Raw genomic sequence first — 22,656 nt, forward strand, 5'->3', positions numbered from 1 at the left:
GGAGTGTCTGGTTTGATCGTCTTCCGTTATCTGTCCCGCGAAGTCCTGTTGACCCTGAGTGCCGTGAGTGCGGTGCTGCTGGTCATCATCATGAGTGGTCGTTTCGTCAAATACCTGGCCCAGGCTGCCTCCGGCGCCCTGGACCCGGGTTCGCTGTTCCTGATCATGGGCTTTCGCCTGCCGGGCTTCCTGCAGTTGATCCTGCCGTTGGGCCTGTTCCTCGGGATACTGCTGGCCTATGGCCGCCTGTACCTCGAAAGCGAAATGACCGTACTCTCGGCCACCGGCATGAGCCAGCAGCGCCTGTTGGGCATGACCATGATCCCGGCCGCCGGCATCGCGCTGATCGTGGCCTGGCTGAGCCTGAGCCTGGCGCCCCAGGGTGCCCTGCAGTTCCAGCTGGTACTGAACAAGCAGGACGCGATGACCGAGTTCGACACCCTCGAACCCGGTCGCTTCCAGGCGCTCAATGACGGTTCCCGGGTGACCTACACCGAAACCCTGACCGACGACCGCGCCAACCTGGGCGGCGTGTTCATCTCCGAGAAACGCCTGGGCCAGGACAAGAAAGACCGTGGCATTTCCGTGCTGGTGGCCGATTCGGGGCGCCAGGAAGTCCGTCCTGATGGCAGCCGCTACCTGATCCTGGAAAATGGCTACCGCTATGACGGCAGCCCGGGCATGGCCGATTACCGCGCGATCAAGTACGACACCTATGGCGTGATGCTGGCTCGTCCGGACATCAGCGACGAAGTCACCGACCGTGATGCCATCCCGACGCCTGATCTGTGGGGCAGCAAGGAACTGCGTTCCATCGCCGAGTTGCAATGGCGACTCTCCCTGCCGCTGCTGGTGTTCATCGTGACCTTGATGGCCGTGCCGCTGTCTCGCGTCAACCCGCGCCAGGGCCGCTTCCTCAAGCTGTTGCCGGCAATCCTGTTGTACATGGCCTACCTGACCATCCTGATTTCCGCCCGTGGCTCCCTGGAGAAGGGCAAGTTGTCGCCGACCCTGGGCCTGTGGTGGGTGCATGGGATGTTTCTATTGATCGGCCTGGGGCTGCTCTACTGGGAACCGATCCGTTTGAAAATGATGAGCCGTCGTGGCCAGAAGGAGTTGGCTCGTGGCTAAGCTCGATCGCTACATTGGTAGCAGCGTACTGATCGCCATCCTGGCGGTACTGGGCATCATCCTCGGTCTGGCGTCGTTGTTCGCCTTCATCGATGAAGTGAGCAATGTCAGCGACACCTACACCGTGTGGGACGTGCTGAGCTATGTGGCCCTCACCGCGCCGCGTCGCCTCTACGACATGATGCCGATGGCCGCGCTGATCGGCTGCCTGATCGGCCTGGGCAGCCTGGCCAGCAATAGCGAACTGACCATCATGCGCGCTGCTGGCGTGTCCATTGGTCGTATCGTCTGGGCGGTGATGAAGCCCATGCTGCTGCTGATGGCCTGCAGCGTGCTGATCGGCGAATACGTCGCGCCACCAGCCGAAACCACTGCCCAGGCCAATCGTGCCCTGGCCCAGGGGTCAGGCGATGCGCAAAGCTCCAAGCATGGCCTGTGGCACCGCCAGGGCGATGAGTTCATCCACATCAACGCCGTGCAGCCCGGCGGACTGTTGATTGGTGTGACCCGTTACACGTTCGACAAGGAGCGTCACCTGCTGGAGTCCAGCTTCGCCAAACGTGCGCAGTACGGTGGCGAAAAGTGGCAACTCAGCGATGTAACCACTACCTACTTCCGCAATATTGGCCAAGGCACCAAGGCCAGCACCGAAGTGATCAACGTACCGAGCCAGGAATGGGATATCGCCCTCAAGCCGGAGTTGCTGAATACCGTGGTGATGATCCCGGAAAGCCTGCCCATCTCCGGGTTGTGGGGTTATATCCACTATCTGAAGGACCAGGGCCTGAACAACGGCCGCTACTGGCTGGCATTCTGGGTCAAGGTGTTGCAACCGGTGGTGACCGCCGCACTGGTGTTGATGGCGATTTCCTTCATTTTCGGCCCGCTGCGTTCGGTGACCCTGGGCCAGCGTGTATTCACGGGTGTGCTGGTGGGCTTCACCTTCCGCATCGCCCAGGACCTGCTTGGCCCTTCGAGCCTGGTGTTTGGCTTCTCGCCGCTGTTTGCGGTGCTGGTGCCCACTGGCATCTGCGCCCTGGCCGGGTTCTGGCTGTTGCGTCGAGCCGGCTGATGTCGCGCTTATGATCAAAAAATGCCCCGGTCGAGAGATCGGGGCATTTTTGTTCTGGTCACCAAAGATGACGTCTGGCCTGAGCATCAGGTACAATTCCCGGCTATTTTTCAGCGGGCAATCTGCCTGCAGCCTTTTTGAGTGTTGATCCGTGAGTGATTTGAGTCATATCCGCAATTTCTCCATCATCGCCCACATTGACCATGGCAAGTCGACGCTGGCCGACCGGTTTATCCAAATGTGCGGTGGCCTTGCCGAGCGCGAAATGGAAGCCCAGGTCCTGGACTCCATGGACCTCGAACGCGAGCGCGGCATCACCATCAAGGCCCACAGCGTTACTCTGTATTACAAGGCCAAAGACGGTATCACCTACCAGCTGAACTTCATTGACACCCCGGGCCACGTCGACTTCACCTACGAAGTCAGCCGTTCCCTGGCGGCCTGTGAAGGTGCCCTGCTGGTGGTGGACGCCGGCCAGGGCGTGGAGGCGCAGTCGGTTGCCAACTGCTACACCGCGATCGAGCAGGGCCTGGAAGTCATGCCCGTGCTGAACAAGATCGACCTGCCCCAGGCCGAGCCTGAGCGCGTCAAGGAAGAGATCGAGAAGATCATCGGCATCGACGCCACCGACGCCGTCACCTGCAGCGCCAAGACCGGCCTGGGTGTCGACGAAGTGCTCGAGCGCCTGGTGCACACCATCCCTGCGCCGACCGGCAACTACGAAGATCCGCTGCAAGCGTTGATCATCGACTCCTGGTTCGACAACTACCTGGGCGTTGTGTCCCTGGTGCGCGTGCGCCATGGCCGCGTGAAGAAGGGCGACAAGATCCTGGTCAAGTCCACCGGCAAGATCCATCTGGTGGACAGCGTCGGTGTATTCAACCCCAAGCACACCGCGACCGTTGATCTGAAAGCCGGTGAAGTGGGCTTCATCATCGCCGGCATCAAGGATATTCACGGCGCACCGGTAGGTGACACCCTGACCCTGAGTTCCACGCCGGACGTCGACGTGCTGCCAGGCTTCAAGCGCATCCAGCCGCAGGTCTACGCCGGCCTGTTCCCGGTCAGCTCCGACGATTTCGAAGACTTCCGCGAAGCCCTGCAGAAGCTGACCCTCAACGACTCGTCGTTGCAGTACACCCCGGAGAGCTCCGACGCCCTGGGCTTCGGCTTCCGTTGCGGGTTCCTGGGCATGCTGCACATGGAAATCATCCAGGAGCGCCTCGAGCGCGAATACGACCTGGACCTGATCACCACTGCGCCGACCGTTATTTTTGAGTTGTTGCTGAAAACCGGTGAAACGATTTACGTCGACAACCCGTCCAAGCTCCCGGATCTCTCGGCGATCGAAGACATGCGCGAGCCGATCGTGCGCGCCAATATCCTGGTGCCGCAGGAACACTTGGGCAACGTTATCACCCTGTGCATCGAGAAACGTGGCGTACAGCGCGACATGCTGTTCCTCGGCACCCAGGTCCAGGTGACCTACGACATGCCGATGAACGAGGTGGTGCTGGACTTCTTCGACCGTCTCAAATCCACCAGTCGCGGCTATGCTTCGCTGGATTACCATTTCGACCGTTACCAATCGGCTAATCTGGTGAAACTGGATGTGCTGATCAACGGCGACAAGGTCGATGCCCTGGCACTGATCGTGCACAAGGACAACGCGCACTATAAAGGTCGCCAGTTGACCGAGAAGATGAAAGAACTGATTCCGCGCCAGATGTTCGACGTCGCGATCCAGGCCGCCATTGGCGGGCAGATCATTGCGCGGACCTCCGTCAAGGCACTCAGAAAGAACGTACTGGCCAAATGCTACGGCGGTGACGTAAGCCGTAAGCGCAAGCTGCTTGAGAAGCAAAAGGCCGGTAAAAAACGCATGAAGCAAGTAGGTAACGTGGAAGTTCCACAAGAAGCCTTCCTTGCGGTGCTCAGGTTGGATAGTTAGGTCCTATGTCGCTAAATTTCCCGCTGTTGCTGGTCATCGCCGTTGCCGTTTGCGGTCTCCTGGCGTTGCTCGATCTGGTGTTCTTCGCCCCGCGTCGGCGGGCGGCTATCGCGGCCTATCAGGGCAGCGTCAGCCAGCCCGATGGCGTGGTGATCGAGAAGCTGAACAAAGAGCCTTTGCTGGTTGAATACGGCAAGTCGTTCTTCCCGGTGTTGTTCATCGTGCTGGTGCTGCGTTCTTTCCTGGTGGAGCCGTTTCAGATCCCGTCGGGGTCGATGAAGCCTACCCTGGACGTGGGCGACTTCATCTTGGTGAACAAGTTTTCCTACGGCATTCGCCTGCCGGTGATCGACAAGAAGGTCATCGAAGTCGGTGACCCGCAGCGCGGCGATGTAATGGTGTTCCGCTACCCGAGCGACCCGAATGTCAACTACATCAAGCGTGTGGTTGGTTTGCCGGGCGACGTGATTCGCTACACCAGTGACAAGCGCCTGTTCATCAATGGTGAGTCGGTGGCTGAAAAGCTGCTGGGTTCCGAGCCGAACAGCCTGGGCAGCGCCGAGCTGTACCAGGAAAAGCTCGGTGCGGTGGAGCACGAAATCCGCAAGGAAATGAGCCGCTACCGTGCCCAGCCTGATGGGCAGTGGAAGGTTCCGGCCGGGCACTACTTCATGATGGGCGACAACCGCGACAACTCCAATGACAGCCGGTACTGGGATGACCCCAACATTCCCAAGGACCTGCTGGGCATGGTTCCCGACCAGAATATCGTCGGCAAGGCCTTTGCGGTCTGGATGAGCTGGCCGGAACCCAAACTCAGCCACCTGCCGAACTTCTCGCGGATCGGGCTGATCAAGTAATACAGGCGGCGCTGTGATCACAGCGCCGAATGCTTTTCTGGGGTGGGGACAAATCGGTCCTGCCTCATGCGGCACCAACCAGGATTTGAATTTGAACACTGCGTCAATCGTCGATGGCCGCCGGTGCCACCAACTAGATATGGATAAACCGTGACCGTTTCTCTAGCACGTCTCGAGCGCCAGCTCGGCTACACCTTCAAGGATCAGGAACTGATGGTCCTTGCCCTCACACACCGCAGCTTTGCCGGGCGTAACAACGAGCGCCTGGAATTCCTCGGTGATGCCATCCTCAACTTCGTCGCCGGTGAGGCGCTGTTCGAGCGCTTCCCCCAAGCCCGTGAAGGCCAGTTGTCGCGCCTGCGTGCGCGCCTGGTGAAGGGCGAGACCCTGGCCGTGCTGGCCCGTGGCTTCGGCCTGGGCGAGTACCTGCGCCTGGGGTCCGGCGAGTTGAAGAGTGGTGGTTTTCGTCGCGAGTCGATCCTGGCCGATGCCCTTGAAGCGCTGATCGGTGCCATCTACCTCGATGCCGGCATGGAAGCCGCCAAGGAACGTGTCACTGCCTGGCTGACCTCCGAGATCGAAAGCCTCACGCTGGTCGACACCAACAAAGATCCCAAGACCCGCCTGCAGGAATTTTTGCAGTCCCGCGGGTGCGAACTGCCACGCTACGAAGTGGTGGATATCCAGGGTGAGCCCCATTGCCGCGTGTTCTTCGTGGAATGTGAAATCACCTTACTGAACGAAAAAAGCCGAGGTCAGGGTGTGAGCCGTCGTATTGCCGAACAGGTAGCGGCCGCCGCAGCACTGATTGCCCTGGGCGTGGAGAATGGCCATGACTGATTCAACCGCAACACGCTGTGGCTATGTTGCCATCGTCGGCCGCCCGAACGTGGGCAAGTCCACGTTGCTCAACCACATCCTTGGCCAGAAGCTGGCGATCACCTCGCGCAAGCCGCAGACCACCCGCCACAACATGCTGGGCATCAAGACCGAAGGCACCGTGCAAGCGGTCTACGTCGACACCCCAGGCATGCACAAAGGTGGCGAGAAAGCCCTGAACCGCTACATGAACAAGACCGCTTCGGCGGCGTTGAAAGACGTCGACGTGGTGATCTTCGTGGTCGACCGCACCAAGTGGACCGACGAAGACCAGATGGTCCTCGAACGCGTGCAGTACGTCACCGGCCCGTTGATCGTCGCGCTGAACAAGACCGACCGTATCGAAGACAAAGCCGAGCTGATGCCGCACTTGAGCTGGCTGCAGGAACAACTGCCGAACGCCCAGATCATCCCGATTTCGGCCCAGCACGGCCACAACCTCGATGCCTTGGAGCGCGTGATCGCCGAGCACCTGCCGGAGAACGAGCACTTCTTCCCGGAAGACCAGATCACCGACCGCAGCAGCCGTTTCCTCGCCGCTGAACTGGTGCGCGAGAAAATCATGCGCCAGATGGGTGCGGAGCTGCCGTACCAGATCACCGTGGAAATCGAAGAGTTCAAGCAGCAGGGCAAGACCTTGCACATCCATGCGCTGATCCTCGTCGAGCGTGACGGTCAGAAGAAAATCATCATTGGCGACAAGGGCGAGCGTATCAAGCGCATCGGCACCGAGGCGCGCAAGGACATGGAATTGCTGTTCGATTCCAAGATCATGCTGAACCTGTGGGTGAAGGTGAAGGGCGGCTGGTCCGATGACGAGCGTGCACTGCGTTCCCTGGGCTATGGCGACCTGTAAGGTCCTGAATGCACCGCGGGGCTGAAAATGTGGGAGGGGGCTTGTCCCCGATAGCGGTGGGTCAGTTGACAAATAAGTGACTGACACACAGCCATCGGGGGCAGGCCCCCTCCCACATTAGGTTTGTGTCGTTTTCAAAAGTGCATTCCAGCAGTGAGCAGCCATGTCCCAATCCCCACCCCCCAGCCAACTCGCCTACGTCCTGCACAGCCGCGCCTACCGCGAGACCAGCGCCCTGGTGGACTTCCTCACGCCCCAAGGCCGCCTGCGCGCCGTCTTGCGCAGTGCACGGGGCAAGGCGGGCACGTTGGCGCGGCCGTTCGTGGCCCTGGACGTGGAGTTTCGCGGCAAGGGTGAGCTGCAAAACGTCGGCCGCATGGAAAGCGTGGGCACCTCGGCCTGGCTCAACGGCGATGCGCTGTTCAGCGGCCTTTACCTCAATGAACTGCTGATCCGCCTGCTCCCCGCCGAAGACCCGCACCCGGCAGTATTCGATCACTACGCCGCCACCTTGCTCGCCCTGGCCGAAGGCCGTCCCCTGGAACCCTTGCTGCGTGCGTTCGAATGGCGCCTGCTCGACGACCTGGGCTACGGCTTCGAACTGGCCAACGACCTGCACGGCGAGCCCATCGCCGCCGATGGCATGTATCGCCTGCAAGTGGACGCCGGCCTGGAGCGCGTGTACCTGCTGCAACCTGGCCTGTTCCAGGGCACCGAGCTGCTGGCCATGAGCGAAGCGGACTGGACGGCGCCCGGCGCCTTGTCCGCCGCCAAGCGCCTGATGCGCCAGGCCCTGGCCGTGCACCTGGGCGGCCGGCCGCTGGTCAGCCGCGAGTTGTTTCGAAAGCCCTGACAACCCCGTGTATGCTGTGCGGCGTTTCTTTCCCTTTTCAGGAGCGCTTCCGTGAGCACCAGCAATCGCATTCTTCTTGGCGTCAACATCGACCACGTCGCCACCCTGCGCCAGGCCCGGGGCACCCGTTACCCTGACCCGGTCAAGGCCGCGCTGGACGCCGAAGAAGCGGGCGCCGACGGCATCACCGTGCACCTGCGCGAAGACCGCCGCCACATCCAGGAGCGCGACGTGCTGCTGCTCAAGGATGTGCTGCAAACCCGCATGAATTTCGAAATGGGCGTTACCGAAGAAATGATGCAGTTCGCCGAGCGCATCCGCCCGGCACACATCTGCCTGGTGCCGGAAACCCGCCAGGAGCTGACCACCGAAGGCGGCCTCGACGTGGCCGGCCAGGAAGCGCGGATCAAAGCCGCCGTGGAGCGCTTGTCGAAGATCGGCAGTGAAGTCTCGCTGTTCATCGACGCCGACGAGCGCCAGATCGAAGCCTCGCGTCGTGTCGGCGCACCGGCGATCGAACTGCACACCGGCCGCTACGCCGACGCCACCACGCCCACCGAAGTGGCCGAGGAACTGCAACGCATCATCGACGGTGTGAGCTGCGGCCTCAAGCAAGGCCTGATCGTCAACGCCGGCCATGGCCTGCATTACCATAACGTCGAAGCCGTGGCCGCGATCAAGGGTATCAACGAGCTGAACATCGGCCATGCGCTGGTGGCCCATGCGCTGTTTGTCGGTTTCAAAGGCGCTGTCGCCGAAATGAAAGCCCTGATCCTGGCTGCCGCCAAGCACTAAACAACGATGCAGTTGCAATGTGGGAGGGGATTGCCCCCTCCCACATGCGAACCCTTACTGTTTAGCCGTTGCAGGTGTATCGTATCTGCCCTTTGCAGGCCTTGGGCCTGCGGCCGATACGTGAGGTTGTTGTGTCCCGATCCTTTTCCCGTCGACAAATCCTGGGTGGTCTTGCAGGCCTGGCCGTAGTGGGCGTCGGTGCCGGTGGCGGCTACCGCTACTGGCTGGGGAAAGTTGCCGAAGCCGAGGCGGGGCACGACTACGAGCTGATCGCCGCGCCACTGGACGTGGAATTGGTGCCAGGGCACAAGACCGAAGCCTGGGCGTTCGGCCCTTCGGCGCCGGGCACCGAGTTGCGGGTGCGCCAGGGCGAATGGCTGCGGGTACGCTTTATCAACCACCTGCCGGTCGCCACCACCATTCACTGGCACGGCATTCGCCTGCCGCTGGAAATGGACGGCGTGCCCTACGTCTCTCAATTGCCGGTCCTGCCCGGCGAATACTTCGACTACAAATTCCGCGTACCCGACGCCGGCAGCTACTGGTACCACCCCCACGTGAACAGCAGCGAAGAACTTGGCCGTGGCCTGGTTGGCCCGCTGATCATCGAAGAGCGCGAACCCACCGGTTTCAAGCACGAGCGCACCCTCAGCCTGAAAAGCTGGCATGTGGACGAAGAGGGTGCTTTCGTCGCATTCAGTATCCCGCGTGAGGCCGCTCGGGGCGGTACGGCAGGGCGTTTGTCGACGATCAACGGCGTGTCCCAGGCGGTGATCGATTTGCCGGCCGGGCAGATCACCCGCGTGCGGTTGCTCAACCTCGACAACACCCTGACCTATCGCATCAACATCCCGGATGTTGAAGCGCAGATCTACGCGCTGGACGGCAACCCCATCGAGCCACGCCCCCTGGGCAAGGAATATTGGTTGGGCCCTGGTATGCGTATCTGCCTGGCGATCAAGGCGCCGCCGGTGGGTGAGGAACTGTCGATCCGCAACGGTCCGGTGCGCCTCGGCACCTTCCGTTCGGTCGCCAACACCGATGCGCCAGGCGAATGGCCGCCTGCGTTGCCCGCCAACCCGATCAGCGAACCGGACCTGGCCAATGCCGAGAAACTCAACTTCAATTTCGAGTGGGTGGGTTCGGTCTCGGTCAACACCGACAACGGCAAGCCACCCAGCCTGTGGCAGATCAACGGCAAGGCCTGGGACATCACCGACAAGACGTGCGCCGACCGCCCGATTGCCAAGCTGGAGAAGGGCAAGAGCTACATTTTCGAATTGAAGAACATGACCCAGTACCAGCACCCGATCCACCTGCACGGCATGAGCTTCAAGGTGATCGCCTCGAACCGGCACAAGGTGATCCCGTATTTCACCGACACCTACCTGCTGGGCAAGAACGAGCGTGCCCGCGTGGCACTGGTGGCGGATAACCCAGGCGTCTGGATGTTCCATTGCCACGTGATCGACCATATGGAAACCGGCCTGATGGCCGCCATCGAGGTGGCGTAATGCGCCAGATCCGCCCAACCGCAATCATTGATCGCAGCCGCGACCAGGACTTCATGCGCGAAGCCCTGGCCCTCGCCGCCCAAGGCGCCGCGCTGGGAGAAGTGCCCGTCGGCGCGGTGCTGGTGCAGGACGGCGAGATCATCGGTCGAGGCTTCAACTGCCCGATCAGCGGCAACGACCCCAGCGCTCACGCCGAGATGGTCGCCATCCGCGCCGCCGCGCAAGCCATCAGCAATTACCGCCTGGTGGGCAGCACGCTGTATGTGACCCTGGAGCCGTGCAGCATGTGCGCCGGTTTGATCGTGCATTCACGGGTTGCGCGGGTGGTGTATGGCGCATTGGAGCCCAAGGCGGGAGTCGTGCAAAGCCAGGGGCAGTTTTTTACCCAGGGCTTTCTGAATCATCGAGTGTTGTTTGAAGGCGGGGTGCTGGCTGAGGAGTGCGGGACGGTCTTGAGCGAGTTCTTCAGGGCGCGCCGGGCCAAATCTGCTCTCTAAACGACGCTGGAAATCAAAAGGTGGGAGGGGGCTTGCCCCCGATAGCAGTGTGTCAGTAAGCATATTTATGACTGATGCACCGCCATCGGGGGCAAGCCCCCTCTCACATTTGGAACTCTATTTTATCAGTGAGGTATCAGCGTCATTTCCTGGCAATGATCACCGCCCGCATCGGCGCCGGCAGCCCTTCGATGGTCTTGCTGTGATCTTCGGGATCGAGGAAGTCACTCAACGACTGGTACTTCATCCACTCCGTCCCGCGCTGTTCCTCGACGGTGGTCACGCTCACATCCACGCAGCGCACATCAGTGAAGCCTGCACGGCGCAGCCATAGCATCAGTGCCGGTACTGAGGGCAGGAACCACACGTTACGCATCTGCGCGTAGCGATCTTCCGGCACCAGCACTTGTTGCTGATCGCCTTCGACCACCAATGTTTCCAGCACCAGTTCGCCACCTTTGACCAGGGTGTCTTTCAGCGCCAGCAGGTGTTCGATCGGCGAACGACGGTGGTAGAACACGCCCATGGAAAACACTGTGTCGAAGCCTTCCAGGTTTGCCGGCAGGTCTTCGAACGGGAACGGCAGGTGCCAGGCCCTGGGCTCGGACAGGTAGCGCTGTACCGCCTGGAACTGGCAGAAGAACAACCAGTTCGGGTCTACGCCAATCACGCTGTCAGCGCCGGCGCCAAGCATGCGCCACATGTAGTAACCGTTGCCGCAGCCTACGTCGAGGATACGTTTGCCCTTCAAGTTCAGGTGCGGCGCAACCCGCGACCACTTCCAGTCCGAGCGCCATTCGGTGTCCACATGCACGCCGAACAGGTTGAACGGCCCTTTGCGCCACGGGCTCAGGCCCATCAATGCAGTGTGCATCTGCGCGCGGGTGTCATCGTCGCAGTCGGTATCGAGTGTCAGGCCGTTGAGCAAATCCACGTCGCTGGGCTGGATGTTTGGCAGCGCATCCAACGCACTCTGCCAACGCTCCAGGTCGCCATGGCCCTTTTCCATCTTGCTGTCGAGCTGCGCTTGCAGGCCCTGGGCCCACACGGCCAGGGGAGTGCCGACCAGATGGCGGGCGAGGGGGGAAAGATCAATCATGGCAAGGCAATCAACGAGGCAAAGTTAAGACACTGGAACCACGGCACGACTTTCGAGAACCCGGCTGCCAGCAGGCGTTCGCGGTGTTCTTCGAGGCTGTCGGGCTTCATGACGTTTTCGATGGCGCTGCGCTTCTGGGCGATTTCCAGTTCGCTGTAGCCGTTGGCGCGTTTGAACGCGATGTGCAGGTCGGTGAGCAGCGCGTGTTCTTCGGCATCGTTGAAGCGCAGCTTCTCCGAGAGGATCAACGCACCACCCGGCAACAGCGACTGGCGGATGCGCGAGAGCAACGCCAGGCGCTCATCGGGGGCAATGAATTGCAGGGTGAAGTTCAGCGCCACCACCGAGGCCGGGGCAAATTGCAGCGCGAGGATATCGCCCTCGATCACCTCGACCGGCAGCAACTCCTGGAACATCGAGTCCTGGCCATTGAGGTACTCACGGCAGCGCTCGACCATGGCTATCGAGTTATCCACCGCGATCACCCGGCAACCGTCGGTGCGCACATGGCGGCGCAGGGCCTGGGTGACGGCGCCGAGGGACGAGCCCAGGTCATACAGCACGCTGTTGGGCTGGGCAAATTGTGCCGCGAGTACGCCGAGGTTCTCGACGATGGTCGGGTAACCGGGCACCGAGCGCTTGATCATGTCCGGGAACACCCGCACCACGTCTTCGTTGAAGGCGAAGTCCGGCACCTGGGGCAGGGGCTGGGCGAATAGGCGATCGGGTTCTTTGCTCACGGCTGTTCCGGGGGACGAGGGGGGAAAGGCCGGCATTTTAGCCAACTTGGCCCTCGGATGCGCGGGTTGTCTGATGGAAAGCCGAAGCGGTGATGCCCCACTGGCCGAGCCAATAAGTGACGATCAGCAAATACGGCGCCGCCTCGAACGCCACCACAAACCGATTGATCCCGATCAGCGTGTCGGAAAACACAAACGACGCCGCGCCCGACGCCGCCAACAGTGCCGAGCGCTGCGGCACTTCACTGCCCAAACGTGCCAATGCGCGCCAGAGCATGGCGCTGATCACCAGCGCATACACCACCACCGGAATCAGCAGATCGCCCAGGCCGTGGGAAATCAGGATGCTCAGCAGGATCGCGCCCACCCCCAGCGCCAGTAGCAGCGGCAGCAGCGCCAGGCGGCGGCAATCACTGAAATAGGCCTTGAGATACGCCAGGTGCGCAAACAGGAACGCCCCCAGGCCAAAGATAAACAGGTCGCCGGGCCAGGCAAGCAGCACATCCCCCACCAGGGAAAAAATCAGCCCAAGGCTGATCCAGCGTCGATAGTCGGTGGGCGGCGCATCATGCAGCCAGCCCAGCAGCGCAAGTACCGGCAGCGGCTTGACCAATAGACACAGCAAGGTGGCATGGGTGCTCAGGCCGTAGATGAACGTGCCGGCGCCCATCAACGCAAGAATCAGCCAAGGCATATCAGTTCACCGTAATGGTGCAGTCAAAGGTTTCGACAGGTTCGGCCTCCGGCTCCCAGGGTTGCTGGGAGGTCAGGCGCAAACGGCCCTGGCCGGCGGCGAAGGCCTGGAAGCGCCAGGTCGATTGGCCGCCGCCGCCGATCACGCCCGACTCGCTGCTACTGTAGACCTCAGGGCTCAACGCGCGCAGTACGCCGCCGGCGGAATCCTGGATGGCCCAGCGGTAACCGGTAGTGGGGTTGCTCGGGAGGGTGAGGGTCAGGTTTTGTCCGCTTTTAAGCTGAAGCGGGCAGGCGCTCTGGTTGTCCACGGTGACGTTTTGCTTCGGTGCACTGGCGCACGCGGCCAGCAGGGCAAGGCTCAAGGGGAGAAGCAGGCGGGCAGCGGTCATGGGGGCTCCGTTCATTCACGACGAAGGGCGAGCATAACCGAAGATGAGACAAGGTGTGACAACAGGGCAGCAGGCTTGTTGTGGCGAGCAGGCGTGCCCTGCGTTGGGCTGCGAAGCAGCCCCAAAACTAACGACCCACACTTTCAGGAAAAATGGGCTGCTTTAAAGAGGGGCTGCTTCGCAGCCCAACGCAGGGCAAGCCTGCTCGCCACAGGGGGCCTACCAGGCGCTGGATAGCTGTCAGAAGAGCACCTTCGCCACATCCGCAAAGCGCTTGGCAAAGTGCACCGTCATGCCTTCCTTCAGGTACTCCGGCAACTCTTCAAAACTCCCGCGGTTCGGCTCCGGCAAGATCAGTTCATGAATCTTCTGGCGCCGCGCCGCAATGACCTTCTCGCGCACCCCGCCAATCGGCAGCACATGCCCGGTCAACGTCAGTTCGCCGGTCATGGCCACGCCTTTTTTCGGCGGCTGGTTACGCGCCAGCGACAACAACGCGCTGGCCATGGTCACCCCGGCGCTGGGACCGTCTTTGGGCGTGGCGCCTTCCGGCACATGCAAGTGCACGAAGGCTTCATCGAAGAATTTCGGATCGCCGCCAAACGACTTCAGGTTCGAACTGATGTAGCTGTAGGCGATTTCGGCAGATTCCTTCATCACTTCACCCAATTGCCCAGTGAGCTTGAAGCCGCGGTTGAGCGTATGGATGCGCGTGGCCTCGATCGGCAAGGTTGCGCCGCCCATGCTGGTCCAGGCCAGGCCTGTGATCACGCCGGTGCCGGACAGCACTTGCTCATTGCGGAACACTGGCATGCCCAGGGAGCTTTCCAGGTCCTTGTTGCCGATCTTGATCACCGAGTCCGGCTCATCCAGCAGCTTGACTACCGCCTTGCGCACCAGTTTGCCCAGCTGTTTCTCCAACTGGCGCACCCCGGCTTCGCGGGCGTAGCCGTCGATGAGTGCGCGCAGGGCGCCGTCGCTGATGGTCAGGCTGGTTTTCGCCACACCGGCTTTTTCCAGCTGCTTGGGCCACAGGTGACGCTTGGCGATGGCGACTTTTTCTTCGGTGATATAGCCCGACAGGCGAATCACTTCCATACGGTCCAGCAGCGGGCCGGGGATGGAGTCCAGGGTGTTGGCGGTGCACACGAACAGCACCTTGGACAGGTCCAGGCGCAGGTCCAGGTAGTGATCGAGGAATTCGACGTTCTGCTCCGGGTCGAGGGTTTCCAGCAGCGCCGACGCCGGGTCGCCCTGGAAGCTCTGGCCCATCTTGTCGATCTCGTCGAGCATGATCACCGGGTTCATCACCTCCACGTCCTTGAGCGCCTGCACCAGCTTGCCGGGCAGCGCGCCGATGTAGGTACGGCGATGGCCCTTGATCTCGGCCTCGTCGCGCATGCCGCCGACGCTGAAGCGGTAGAACGGCCGCCCCAGGGACTCCGCGATGGATTTGCCCACACTGGTCTTGCCCACACCCGGCGGGCCGACCAGCAGCACGATGGAGCCGGCGACTTCGCCTTTATAGGCGCCCACCGCGAGGAACTCGAGGATGCGGCTCTTGATGTCGTCCAGGCCCGCATGGTGCTTGTCCAGCACCTTGCGCGCATGTTTCAGGTCGAGCTTGTCCTCGCCATACACGCCCCACGGCACCGAGGTGGCCCAGTCCAGGTAGTTGCGCGTCACCGCGTATTCCGGCGAACCGGTCTCGAGGATCGACAGCTTGTTCAACTCTTCGTCAATGCGTTTCTTCGCCTGGGCCGGCAGCACCTTGCCTTCCAGGCGTTGCTCGAATTGTTCGACGTCCGCGCTGCGGTCGTCCTTGGTCAGGCCCAGCTCCTGCTGGATGACCTTGAGCTGTTCCTTGAGGAAAAACTCGCGCTGGTGCTCGCCGATCTTGCGGTTCACCTCGGCGGAGAGTTCTTTTTGCAGGCGTGCGACCTCGACTTCCTTGCGCAGCATCGGCAGCACTTTTTCCATGCGCTTGAGCATGGGCACGCAGTCCAGCACCTCCTGCAACTCGTTACCGGTGGCCGAGGTCAGCGCGGCCGCGAAGTCGGTGAGCGGCGACGGGTCGTTGGGGCTGAAACGGTTGAGGTAGTTCTTCAGTTCTTCGCTGTACAGCGGGTTGAGCGGCAGCAGTTCCTTGATCGCATTGATCAGTGCCATGCCATAGGCCTTGACCTCGTCGGTCGGCTCGCTGGGCTGGTGCGGGTACTCAACTTCCACCAGGTACGGTGGGCGGTGGTGCTTGAGCCAGGTCTTGATGCGTACGCGGGTCAGGCCCTGGGCGACGAATTGCAGCTTGCCGTTCTCGCGGCTGGCGTGGTGCACCTTCACCAGGGTGCCGTACAACGGCAGGCTGGAGGTGTCGAAGTGGCGCGGGTCTTCCGGCGGCGTGTCCATGAAGAACAGGGCCAGGGAGTGGTGGTCGGACTTGCTTACCAGCTCCAGGGTTTCGGCCCACGGTTCTTCATTGACGATCACCGGCAGCACTTGCGCCGGGAAGAACGGCCGATTGTGGATCGGGATGATGTAGACCTTGTCCGGCAGGTTTTGCCCAGGCAGGGCCAGGCCGGTATTGGACGAGGCGGATTCAGCGTTTTCGGGGTCGGCGTAGTCGTTGAGGTCGTAATCGGGGAAATCTTGCTGGTCGCTCATGGGGCACCTGCATAAGGAAGTATGGTGCTTAGATGGGGCGGGGCAGTGGTGGTTTCAATGGCGGGGTGGAGTTAGCAACAAATTGCATGAATTCAGCTGATCTTGTGCAGATAACTCGGCAACGGCTGCTCCGGTAACACCGACAGCACCTTCAACCGCTGCAACATACGTTGCCTGGCCCGCTGCAAATGCTCGCGCAGGTTCAACGCCGCCGCATCAAACGCACCATGCAGCAGCAGCTCCAATATCAACCGATGTTCGGCCAGCATGGCTGGATCCGCGCCGATCCCCAGCAAGCGGTAGAAAATCCGGCTGATGATCATGGGGCTCTGGCCCTGGCGGATCAACGCCGCGATCTTGCGGTTCTGCAGGCCGGCGAGGCAGCGTTGGTGCAAGTCGTCCTCGATCTGTTCGATGGCCTCCAGGCTGCAGTGGGGGTTGTCCTGGGCGGCCAGCACGCGCTGCAGCATGGCTTCGAGCAAATCGCGGTCGAGGTGGGGCGCGCTCTGGCGCAGCGCTTCGGGTTCCAGGCAGGCGCGCAGTTCGTAGTCTTCGGTGACTTCCCGCGCCGTCAAAGGCCCCGCCAGCCATTGGGAGTAGGGCTCCTTTTCCACCAGGCCACGGTCGCGCAGGCGCATCAGCGCTTCGCGCACCACCGCACGACTGACGCTGTAGTGGTCGGCGGCGGCTTGCTCGTCGAGGCGGTAATGGCCGAAGGCGATGCAGGTGGACAGCGCCGCGCCGATTTCTTCGACGATACGTTCGCCCAACGGCCGCGTATCCACCAGTTCATCGTCACCGTTGAGCCCCAGGTGTGCATGGCTCAGGGGCAGGCGCAGCGGTTCCATGGCCAGGCCTTCGGGATTGATCAGGTAACCCCGGCCGTTGAAGCGGCAGATCAGGCCTTCGTCATGCAGCAGGTCCAGGGCCTTGCGCACTGGGACACGGCTGGTGCCGAACAATTCGGCCAGCGGCGCTTCCAGCAACACCAGGCCATGGCGCGCAGTGCCGTTGACGATCGCGTCACGCATCACCTTGTGAATCATCGCGTAACGGGACGCCGAGGCGGACACTGCTTTCATCGTTTTCTCTGGAGACTGTAGGAAGGTGGCCGAGGATTCTCTCATAAGTCGTGCCTGTCACTCTGCGCCACGTCGGTGGCACTTTTTTGGGGCCTTGAAAGCGAGGATGTTACTTTTCTGCACCAAAATGTACTTTTTAATAGAAGATACATTATTTCATTGAAGGTGTTTTCCCTCGTCCTGGCAAGATTTTTCCTGCCGTCTAAAAGCATCTATCCCGCTGCTCTGGGCAAACTTTCCTCATCGCGTACACACGTGCCGATACAGACTGGCACGGAATCTGCCTTTGTAAAATGTACATTTTATTAATATGTACGTTTTGAGGATCAAGCCGATGTCAGACGCCACTTCCATGGCCGAGGATTTTGCCAGCGGTCGCAGTGACCCGGTGCAAGCCCTCGAACAGGCACTCGATAAGGCCAGCCAAGCCCCGGCCGTGTTTATCAGCCTGACTGCCGAGCGTGCGCGCCGTGAAGCCGAAGCCTCGGCTGCCCGTTGGCGCGCCGGGCAGCCATTGAGCGTGTTCGATGGTGTGCCGCTGGCCTGGAAGGACCTGTTCGATGTGGCCGGCAGCGTCACCACCGCAGGCGCTGCCTATCGCCGCAACGCGCCTGCCGCGTTGCTCGATGCACCTGTGGTCGGCCTGTTGTGCCGCGTCGGAATGGTCAGTGTCGGCAAGACCAACCTCAGCGAACTGGCCTATTCCGGCCTGGGTCTGAACCCGCATTTCGGCACGCCGCACAATCCCCATGGCGACGACGAGCCGCGCATTCCTGGCGGCTCGTCGTCCGGCTCGGCGGTGGCGGTGGCGGCCGGGATCGTGCCCATCGCCATGGGCACCGACACTGCAGGCTCGATCCGCATCCCATCGGCGTTCAACGGCCTGGTGGGCTACCGCAGCAGCCGCCGACGCTACAGCCGTGACGGCGTGTTCCCCCTGGCCCATACCCTCGACAGCCTGGGGCCGCTGACCCGCAGCGTGCGCGATGCACTGGCCATCGACGACCTGCTGCATGGCCGTACCCAGATCCACGCTGCCCGCAGCCTCAAGGGCCAGCGCTTTGTGTTGGCGCAACAGGACGTCGAGCCCGCTGTGCGCAACAATCTGCTGCGCGCCGTGGAGCAACTCAAGGCCCGGGGCGCACTGGTTGAAGAACGTGAATGCGCGACCTTCCAGGCCACCCTGGACCTGATCAAGCACCACGGCTGGCTCGGTTCCTTCGAAGCCTTTGCCCTGCATGAAGCGCTGCTCGACGGCCCTGATGCCGAGCAACTCGACCCTCGCGTACGTCGCCGCCTCGAAGCCGCGCGCGCACTGCCCGCCAGTCAGCTTATCCACCTGACCGACGCACGCCGCCGCCTGCAACAGCAACTGATCGACGACCTCGACGGCGCCATCCTGATCACTCCCACCGTCGCCCATGTCGCGCCAGGCCTGGCACCGCTGGAGGCCGACGACGACCTGTTTGTCAAAACCAATCTCGCCACCCTGCGCCTGACCATGCCCGGCAGTTTGCTCGACATGGCCTGCGTGAACCTGCCCAGCGGCCGCGATGCCCAGGGCCTGCCCACCGGGCTGCTGCTCAGCGCCCCCACCGGAGAAGACGCTCGCCTGTTGCGCGCGGCGTTGTCCGTCGAAACCGTACTTAACGTTTAAGGAGACACACCATGGCTAAAGACATCCTCTGTGCATTTGGCGTCGACGTTGACGCCGTCGCCGGCTGGCTCGGTTCCTACGGCGGCGAAGACTCGCCGGACGACATCTCCCGCGGCCTGTTCGCCGGTGAGGTCGGCGCGCCACGGTTGCTCAAGCTGTTCGAACGCTACGGCCTGCGCACCACCTGGTTCATCCCCGGCCATTCGATGGAAACCTTCCCGGAACAGATGAAGGCCGTGGCCGACGCCGGTCACGAAATCGGCGTGCACGGCTACAGCCACGAAAACCCTATCGCGATGACGGCCGAGCAGGAAGAAATCGTCCTGGATAAATCCATCGAACTGATCACCCAGGTCACCGGCAAGCGCCCCACCGGCTATGTCGCGCCGTGGTGGGAATTCAGCAAGGTGACCAACGAACTGCTGCTGAAAAAAGGCATCAAGTACGACCACAGCCTGATGCACAACGACTTCCACCCCTACTACGTGCGCAAGGGCGACAGCTGGACCAAGATCGACTACAGCCAGCACCCCGACACCTGGATGAAACCCCTGGTGCGCGGCGAAGAAACCGACCTGGTGGAGATCCCCGCCAACTGGTACCTCGACGATCTGCCGCCGATGATGTTCATCAAGAAAGCCCCCAACAGCCACGGTTTCGTCAACCCGCGTCACCTCGAAGAAATGTGGCGCGACCAGTTCGATTGGGTCTACCGCGAACACGAACACGCGGTGTTCACCATGACCATCCACCCGGACGTGTCCGGTCGCCCGCAAGTGCTGCTGATGCTGGAGCGCCTGATCGAACACATCCAGAGCCATGCCGGCGTGCGCTTCGTCACCTTCGACGAAATCGCCGACGACTTCATCCGCCGCCAACCGCGTACCTGAACCTTTGCAACCACCCCTGAGGCGCGACCCATGTCCATCTACAACAAGCTTGACCTGACTGGCTGGAAACCCCGGCAACTGACGTCCCAGGAAGTGCGCTTCGCCACCTGGATCGCGTTTTTCGCCTGGGTGTTTGCGGTGTATGACTTCATCCTGTTCGGCACCTTGCTGCCGGAGATTGGCCGGCACTTCGGCTGGGGTGAAGTGGAGCAAGCGGAAATCGCGACCTGGGTCGCGGTGGGCACGGCGGTGGTGGCGTTTGCCATTGGGCCGGTGGTCGACAAGTTGGGCCGGCGCAAAGGCATTATCTTCACCGTGGCGGGTTCCGCGCTGTGTTCGGCGCTGACCGCAATCGGTGGTGCGTGGGGCAAGTCGCCGCTGATTTTGATCCGCTCGTTGGGCGGCCTGGGCTATGCCGAGGAGACCGTCAACGCCACCTACCTGAGCGAGCTGTACGGCGCTTCGGAAGACCCGCGCCTGACCAGACGCCGTGGCTTTATCTACAGCCTGGTGCAAGGCGGCTGGCCGGTCGGTGCGTTGATCGCCGCCGGGTTGACCGCGCTGTTGCTGCCGATCATCGGCTGGCAGGGCTGCTTTATCTTTGCCGCGATCCCGGCCATCGTCATCGCGATCATGGCGCGCAAGCTCAAGGAGAGCCCGCAGTTCCAGATCCACCAGCGCATCAGCGAGCTGCGTAAAAGCGGTGCGGTGAAAGAAGCGCAGAACGTCGCCGTGACCTACGGCGTGGACTACGACGAACACAGCAAGGCCGGCCTCAAGGCCGCCTTCCGTGGCCCGGCGCGCCGCGCCACCCTGGTGATCGGCGCCGCGCTGTTGCTCAACTGGGCCGCGATCCAGGTGTTCAGCGTGCTGGGCACTTCGGTGATCGTCAGCGTGCACCACATCTCGTTCGAGAACTCGCTGATCATCCTCGTGCTGTCGAACCTGGTGGGCTATTGCGGCTATCTGAGCCACGGCTGGATGGGCGACAAGATCGGCCGTCGCAATGTGATTGGCCTGGGCTGGATGCTCGGCGGGCTGTCGTTTGCCGGGATGCTGTTTGGCCCGAGCAATATGCCGATGGTGGTCGGGCTGTACAGCCTGGGCCTGTTTTTCCTGATCGGGCCGTACTCGGCGGCGCTGTTCTTTATCAGCGAGAGTTTCCCCACCAGCATCCGCGCCACCGGTGGCGCGATCATCCATGCCATGGGGCCGATCGGCGCTGTAGTCGCAGGCTTTGGCGCGACCCAAGTGTTGTCTGCCGGCAGCGACTGGCAGACCGCCGCGCTGTGGTTTGGCGCACTGCCGTGCTTCCTCTCCGGAGCGCTGATGTTCGCCGCACGGCATGTGCGTCCGGAAACCGTTCAGTAAGGAGTGATCGATGATCCCTGAAGTTGCCTTGATTACCGGTGCCGCCAGCGGCATCGGCCAAGCCCTCGCGGTGGCCTATGCCCGCGTGGGTGTGGCGGTGGTGGGCGGGTATTACCCGGCCGATCCCCATGACCCGCAGGCCACCGTAGGCCTGGTGGAAGAGGCCGGCGGCAAATGCCTGATGCTGCCCTTGGACGTGGGCAATACCGCCTCGGTGGACGCCCTGGCCGAACAGGCGGTGGCGCATTTCGGCCGGTTGGACTACGCCGTGGCCAACGCCGGCCTGCTGCGCCGCGCACCGTTGCTGGAGATGACCGACGCGCTGTGGGACGAAATGCTCAATGTCGATCTCACGGGGGTGATGCGCACCTTCCGTGCGGCCACCCGCCATATGGCTGAAGGTGGTGCGCTGGTGGCGATTTCGTCGATTGCCGGTGGCGTATACGGCTGGCAGGAACACAGCCATTACGCGGCGGCCAAGGCCGGTGTGCCGGGGTTGTGCCGGTCGCTGGCGGTGGAGTTGGCGCCGCTGGGGATTCGTTGCAATGCGGTGATCCCGGGGTTGATCGAGACGCCGCAGTCGCTGGATGCGAAGAATTCGCTGGGGCCGGCAGGCTTGGCGAAAGCGGCGCAGGCGATCCCCTTGGGCCGGGTAGGGCGGGCGGATGAAGTGGCGTCGCTGGTGCAGTTCTTGACCAGTGAGGCGTCGAGTTATTTGACCGGGCAAAGCATCGTCATCGACGGTGGCCTGACCGTCCGCTGGCCGGACTGACTAACTGGTTTACTGGGTCCAGTGTGGGAGGGGGCTTGCCCCCGATAGCGGTGCATCAGTCACCGTTGTTTTATCTGAACCACTGCCATCGGGGGCAAGCCCCTCCCACATTGGACCTGTGTTTTGTTCAGGAGAATTTACATGTCCCAACTTTCAAATCGCCGGGCCGTGATCACCGGCGCCGGCAGCGGCATCGGTGCCGCCATCGCCCGTGCCTACGCCGCTGAAGGTGCACGCCTGGTGCTGGCCGACCGCAATGCGGCCAGCCTCGCGGAAACCGCGATCACCTGCCGCAACCTCGGCGCCGAGGTGTTCGAATGCCTGGCCGATGTCGGTACCGTCGAAGGTGCCCAGGCCAGTGTCGACCGCTGCGTCGAGCACTTTGGCGGCATCGACATTCTGGTCAACAACGCCGGCATGCTCACCCAGGCCCGTTGCGTGGACCTGACCCTTGAAATGTGGAACGACATGCTGCGCGTCGACCTTACCAGTGTGTTCGTCGCCAGCCAGCGTGCGTTGCCGCACATGCTCGCGCAGCGCTGGGGGCGGATCATCAATGTGGCTTCGCAACTGGGCATCAAGGGTGGCGCCGAGTTGACCCATTACGCAGCGGCCAAGGCGGGGGTTATCGGCTTTACCAAATCCCTGGCCCTGGAAGTGGCCAAGGACAATGTGCTGGTCAACGCCATCGCCCCCGGCCCGATCGAGACGCCCCTGGTCGGCGGCATCAGCGACGACTGGAAACGCGCCAAGGCCAGGGAACTGCCCCTGGGCCGTTTCGGCCTGGCGGATGAAGTGGCGCCGGTCGCGGTGCTGCTGGCCAGCGAGCCGGGCGGCAACCTGTTCGTTGGCCAGACCCTGGGCCCGAACTCCGGCGATGTCATGCCATGA

General features: G+C 62.1%; 21 protein-coding genes. 15 read left to right on the forward strand and 6 right to left on the reverse strand.

The window, feature by feature from the left end; translation table 11 throughout:
- Window positions 1-12 precede the first annotated feature (12 nt).
- The 10 genes from lptF (at window position 13) to tadA (ending at window position 10,408) form a co-directional block, all read left to right on the forward strand.
- Window positions 13-1,131, forward strand: a complete 1,119-nt coding sequence (lptF, locus tag BFN10_RS04390) for an LPS export ABC transporter permease LptF (RefSeq protein ID WP_071488636.1) — start codon at window positions 13-15, stop codon at window positions 1,129-1,131.
- Entirely contained in the window at window positions 1,124-2,203 is a 1,080-nt protein-coding gene (lptG, locus tag BFN10_RS04395) for an LPS export ABC transporter permease LptG (protein WP_071488637.1), read from the forward strand. The genes lptF and lptG overlap by 8 nt, the downstream gene beginning before the upstream one ends.
- A gap of 151 nt (window positions 2,204-2,354) precedes the next feature.
- Window positions 2,355-4,154, forward strand: a complete 1,800-nt coding sequence (gene lepA / locus BFN10_RS04400) for a translation elongation factor 4 (RefSeq protein WP_003188853.1) — start codon at window positions 2,355-2,357, stop codon at window positions 4,152-4,154.
- A gap of 5 nt (window positions 4,155-4,159) precedes the next feature.
- The gene (gene lepB / locus BFN10_RS04405; RefSeq protein WP_071488638.1) at window positions 4,160-5,014 is read left to right on the forward strand and encodes a signal peptidase I; all 855 of its coding nucleotides are present in this window, start codon (window positions 4,160-4,162) and stop codon (window positions 5,012-5,014) included.
- Between the two features lie 150 nt (window positions 5,015-5,164).
- On the forward strand, window positions 5,165-5,854 hold the full coding sequence (gene rnc, locus BFN10_RS04410) for a ribonuclease III (protein ID WP_012722401.1): 690 nt from the start codon (window positions 5,165-5,167) through the stop codon (window positions 5,852-5,854).
- Window positions 5,847-6,749: a GTPase Era gene (gene era, locus BFN10_RS04415; protein ID WP_033902448.1), complete on the forward strand. Its 903-nt coding sequence runs from the start codon at window positions 5,847-5,849 to the stop codon at window positions 6,747-6,749. The genes rnc and era overlap by 8 nt, the downstream gene beginning before the upstream one ends.
- Window positions 6,750-6,912: 163 nt before the next feature.
- A complete protein-coding gene (recO, locus tag BFN10_RS04420; protein ID WP_071488639.1) occupies window positions 6,913-7,602 on the forward strand; it encodes a DNA repair protein RecO in 690 nt (229 codons plus the stop codon).
- A 51-nt stretch (window positions 7,603-7,653) separates the two neighbouring features.
- On the forward strand, window positions 7,654-8,397 hold the full coding sequence (pdxJ, locus tag BFN10_RS04425) for a pyridoxine 5'-phosphate synthase (protein WP_071488640.1): 744 nt from the start codon (window positions 7,654-7,656) through the stop codon (window positions 8,395-8,397).
- 131 nt (window positions 8,398-8,528) lie between these two features.
- On the forward strand, window positions 8,529-9,911 hold the full coding sequence (locus BFN10_RS04430) for a multicopper oxidase family protein (protein ID WP_071488641.1): 1,383 nt from the start codon (window positions 8,529-8,531) through the stop codon (window positions 9,909-9,911).
- A complete protein-coding gene (tadA, locus tag BFN10_RS04435; protein ID WP_071488642.1) occupies window positions 9,911-10,408 on the forward strand; it encodes a tRNA adenosine(34) deaminase TadA in 498 nt (165 codons plus the stop codon). The genes BFN10_RS04430 and tadA overlap by 1 nt, the downstream gene beginning before the upstream one ends.
- Before the next feature lie 142 nt (window positions 10,409-10,550).
- On the opposite strand, the gene cmoB is transcribed toward tadA, so the two are convergent.
- From cmoB to BFN10_RS04465, 6 genes are all read right to left on the reverse strand, one after another.
- Window positions 10,551-11,507, reverse strand: a complete 957-nt coding sequence (gene cmoB, locus BFN10_RS04440) for a tRNA 5-methoxyuridine(34)/uridine 5-oxyacetic acid(34) synthase CmoB (protein WP_071488643.1) — start codon at window positions 11,505-11,507, stop codon at window positions 10,551-10,553.
- Complete coding sequence (gene cmoA, locus BFN10_RS04445; RefSeq protein ID WP_071488644.1) at window positions 11,504-12,247, reverse strand: carboxy-S-adenosyl-L-methionine synthase CmoA; 744 nt, start codon at window positions 12,245-12,247, stop codon at window positions 11,504-11,506. Before cmoA ends, cmoB begins: the two co-directional genes overlap by 4 nt.
- A 37-nt stretch (window positions 12,248-12,284) precedes the next feature.
- The gene (locus BFN10_RS04450; protein WP_071488645.1) at window positions 12,285-12,941 is read right to left on the reverse strand and encodes a lysoplasmalogenase; all 657 of its coding nucleotides are present in this window, start codon (window positions 12,939-12,941) and stop codon (window positions 12,285-12,287) included.
- Between the two features lies 1 nt (window position 12,942).
- Entirely contained in the window at window positions 12,943-13,332 is a 390-nt protein-coding gene (locus BFN10_RS04455) for a protease inhibitor I42 family protein (protein WP_071488646.1), read from the reverse strand.
- Window positions 13,333-13,572: 240 nt separating this feature from the next.
- Complete coding sequence (gene lon / locus BFN10_RS04460) at window positions 13,573-15,993, reverse strand: endopeptidase La (RefSeq protein ID WP_071488647.1); 2,421 nt, start codon at window positions 15,991-15,993, stop codon at window positions 13,573-13,575.
- Window positions 15,994-16,085: 92 nt separating this feature from the next.
- Window positions 16,086-17,075 (reverse strand): GntR family transcriptional regulator, encoded by a 990-nt coding sequence (locus BFN10_RS04465; RefSeq protein ID WP_071488648.1) that lies wholly within the window; start codon window positions 17,073-17,075, stop codon window positions 16,086-16,088.
- Between the two features lie 334 nt (window positions 17,076-17,409).
- Here BFN10_RS04465 and BFN10_RS04470 point away from each other — a divergent pair, with 334 nt between their 5' ends.
- From BFN10_RS04470 to BFN10_RS04490, 5 genes are all read left to right on the forward strand, one after another.
- Entirely contained in the window at window positions 17,410-18,732 is a 1,323-nt protein-coding gene (locus BFN10_RS04470) for an amidase (protein WP_071488649.1), read from the forward strand.
- A gap of 11 nt (window positions 18,733-18,743) precedes the next feature.
- Window positions 18,744-19,622 carry a polysaccharide deacetylase family protein gene (locus BFN10_RS04475; protein WP_010212857.1) on the forward strand — a complete coding sequence of 293 codons (879 nt, stop codon included), beginning with the start codon at window positions 18,744-18,746 and terminating at the stop codon, window positions 19,620-19,622.
- A gap of 30 nt (window positions 19,623-19,652) precedes the next feature.
- Window positions 19,653-20,993, forward strand: coding sequence for an MFS transporter (locus BFN10_RS04480; RefSeq protein ID WP_071488650.1), 1,341 nt, complete (start codon window positions 19,653-19,655; stop codon window positions 20,991-20,993).
- A 10-nt stretch (window positions 20,994-21,003) separates the two neighbouring features.
- The gene (locus tag BFN10_RS04485; RefSeq protein WP_071488651.1) at window positions 21,004-21,765 is read left to right on the forward strand and encodes an SDR family NAD(P)-dependent oxidoreductase; all 762 of its coding nucleotides are present in this window, start codon (window positions 21,004-21,006) and stop codon (window positions 21,763-21,765) included.
- 141 nt (window positions 21,766-21,906) lie between these two features.
- On the forward strand, window positions 21,907-22,656 hold the full coding sequence (locus tag BFN10_RS04490) for an SDR family NAD(P)-dependent oxidoreductase (RefSeq protein ID WP_071488652.1): 750 nt from the start codon (window positions 21,907-21,909) through the stop codon (window positions 22,654-22,656).

This window comes from Pseudomonas extremorientalis, from assembly GCF_001870465.1.
Classification (GTDB): Bacteria; Pseudomonadota; Gammaproteobacteria; order Pseudomonadales; family Pseudomonadaceae; genus Aquipseudomonas; species Aquipseudomonas extremorientalis.

What these genes read in the sequence shown, in the direction of transcription:
- era (WP_033902448.1), top strand. Translation starts at nt 5,847, where the DNA reads ATGACTGATTCAACCGCAACACGCTGTGGCTATGTTGCCATCGTCGGC.
- BFN10_RS04450 (WP_071488645.1), bottom strand. Translation starts at nt 12,941, where the DNA reads ATGCCTTGGCTGATTCTTGCGTTGATGGGCGCCGGCACGTTCATCTAC.
- BFN10_RS04455 (WP_071488646.1), bottom strand. Translation starts at nt 13,332, where the DNA reads ATGACCGCTGCCCGCCTGCTTCTCCCCTTGAGCCTTGCCCTGCTGGCC.
- tadA (WP_071488642.1), top strand. Translation starts at nt 9,911, where the DNA reads ATGCGCCAGATCCGCCCAACCGCAATCATTGATCGCAGCCGCGACCAG.
- BFN10_RS04475 (WP_010212857.1), top strand. Translation starts at nt 18,744, where the DNA reads ATGGCTAAAGACATCCTCTGTGCATTTGGCGTCGACGTTGACGCCGTC.
- BFN10_RS04470 (WP_071488649.1), top strand. Translation starts at nt 17,410, where the DNA reads ATGTCAGACGCCACTTCCATGGCCGAGGATTTTGCCAGCGGTCGCAGT.
- BFN10_RS04490 (WP_071488652.1), top strand. Translation starts at nt 21,907, where the DNA reads ATGTCCCAACTTTCAAATCGCCGGGCCGTGATCACCGGCGCCGGCAGC.
- BFN10_RS04465 (WP_071488648.1), bottom strand. Translation starts at nt 17,075, where the DNA reads ATGAAAGCAGTGTCCGCCTCGGCGTCCCGTTACGCGATGATTCACAAG.
- BFN10_RS04480 (WP_071488650.1), top strand. Translation starts at nt 19,653, where the DNA reads ATGTCCATCTACAACAAGCTTGACCTGACTGGCTGGAAACCCCGGCAA.
- lon (WP_071488647.1), bottom strand. Translation starts at nt 15,993, where the DNA reads ATGAGCGACCAGCAAGATTTCCCCGATTACGACCTCAACGACTACGCC.
- recO (WP_071488639.1), top strand. Translation starts at nt 6,913, where the DNA reads ATGTCCCAATCCCCACCCCCCAGCCAACTCGCCTACGTCCTGCACAGC.
- cmoB (WP_071488643.1), bottom strand. Translation starts at nt 11,507, where the DNA reads ATGATTGATCTTTCCCCCCTCGCCCGCCATCTGGTCGGCACTCCCCTG.
- BFN10_RS04485 (WP_071488651.1), top strand. Translation starts at nt 21,004, where the DNA reads ATGATCCCTGAAGTTGCCTTGATTACCGGTGCCGCCAGCGGCATCGGC.
- lepB (WP_071488638.1), top strand. Translation starts at nt 4,160, where the DNA reads ATGTCGCTAAATTTCCCGCTGTTGCTGGTCATCGCCGTTGCCGTTTGC.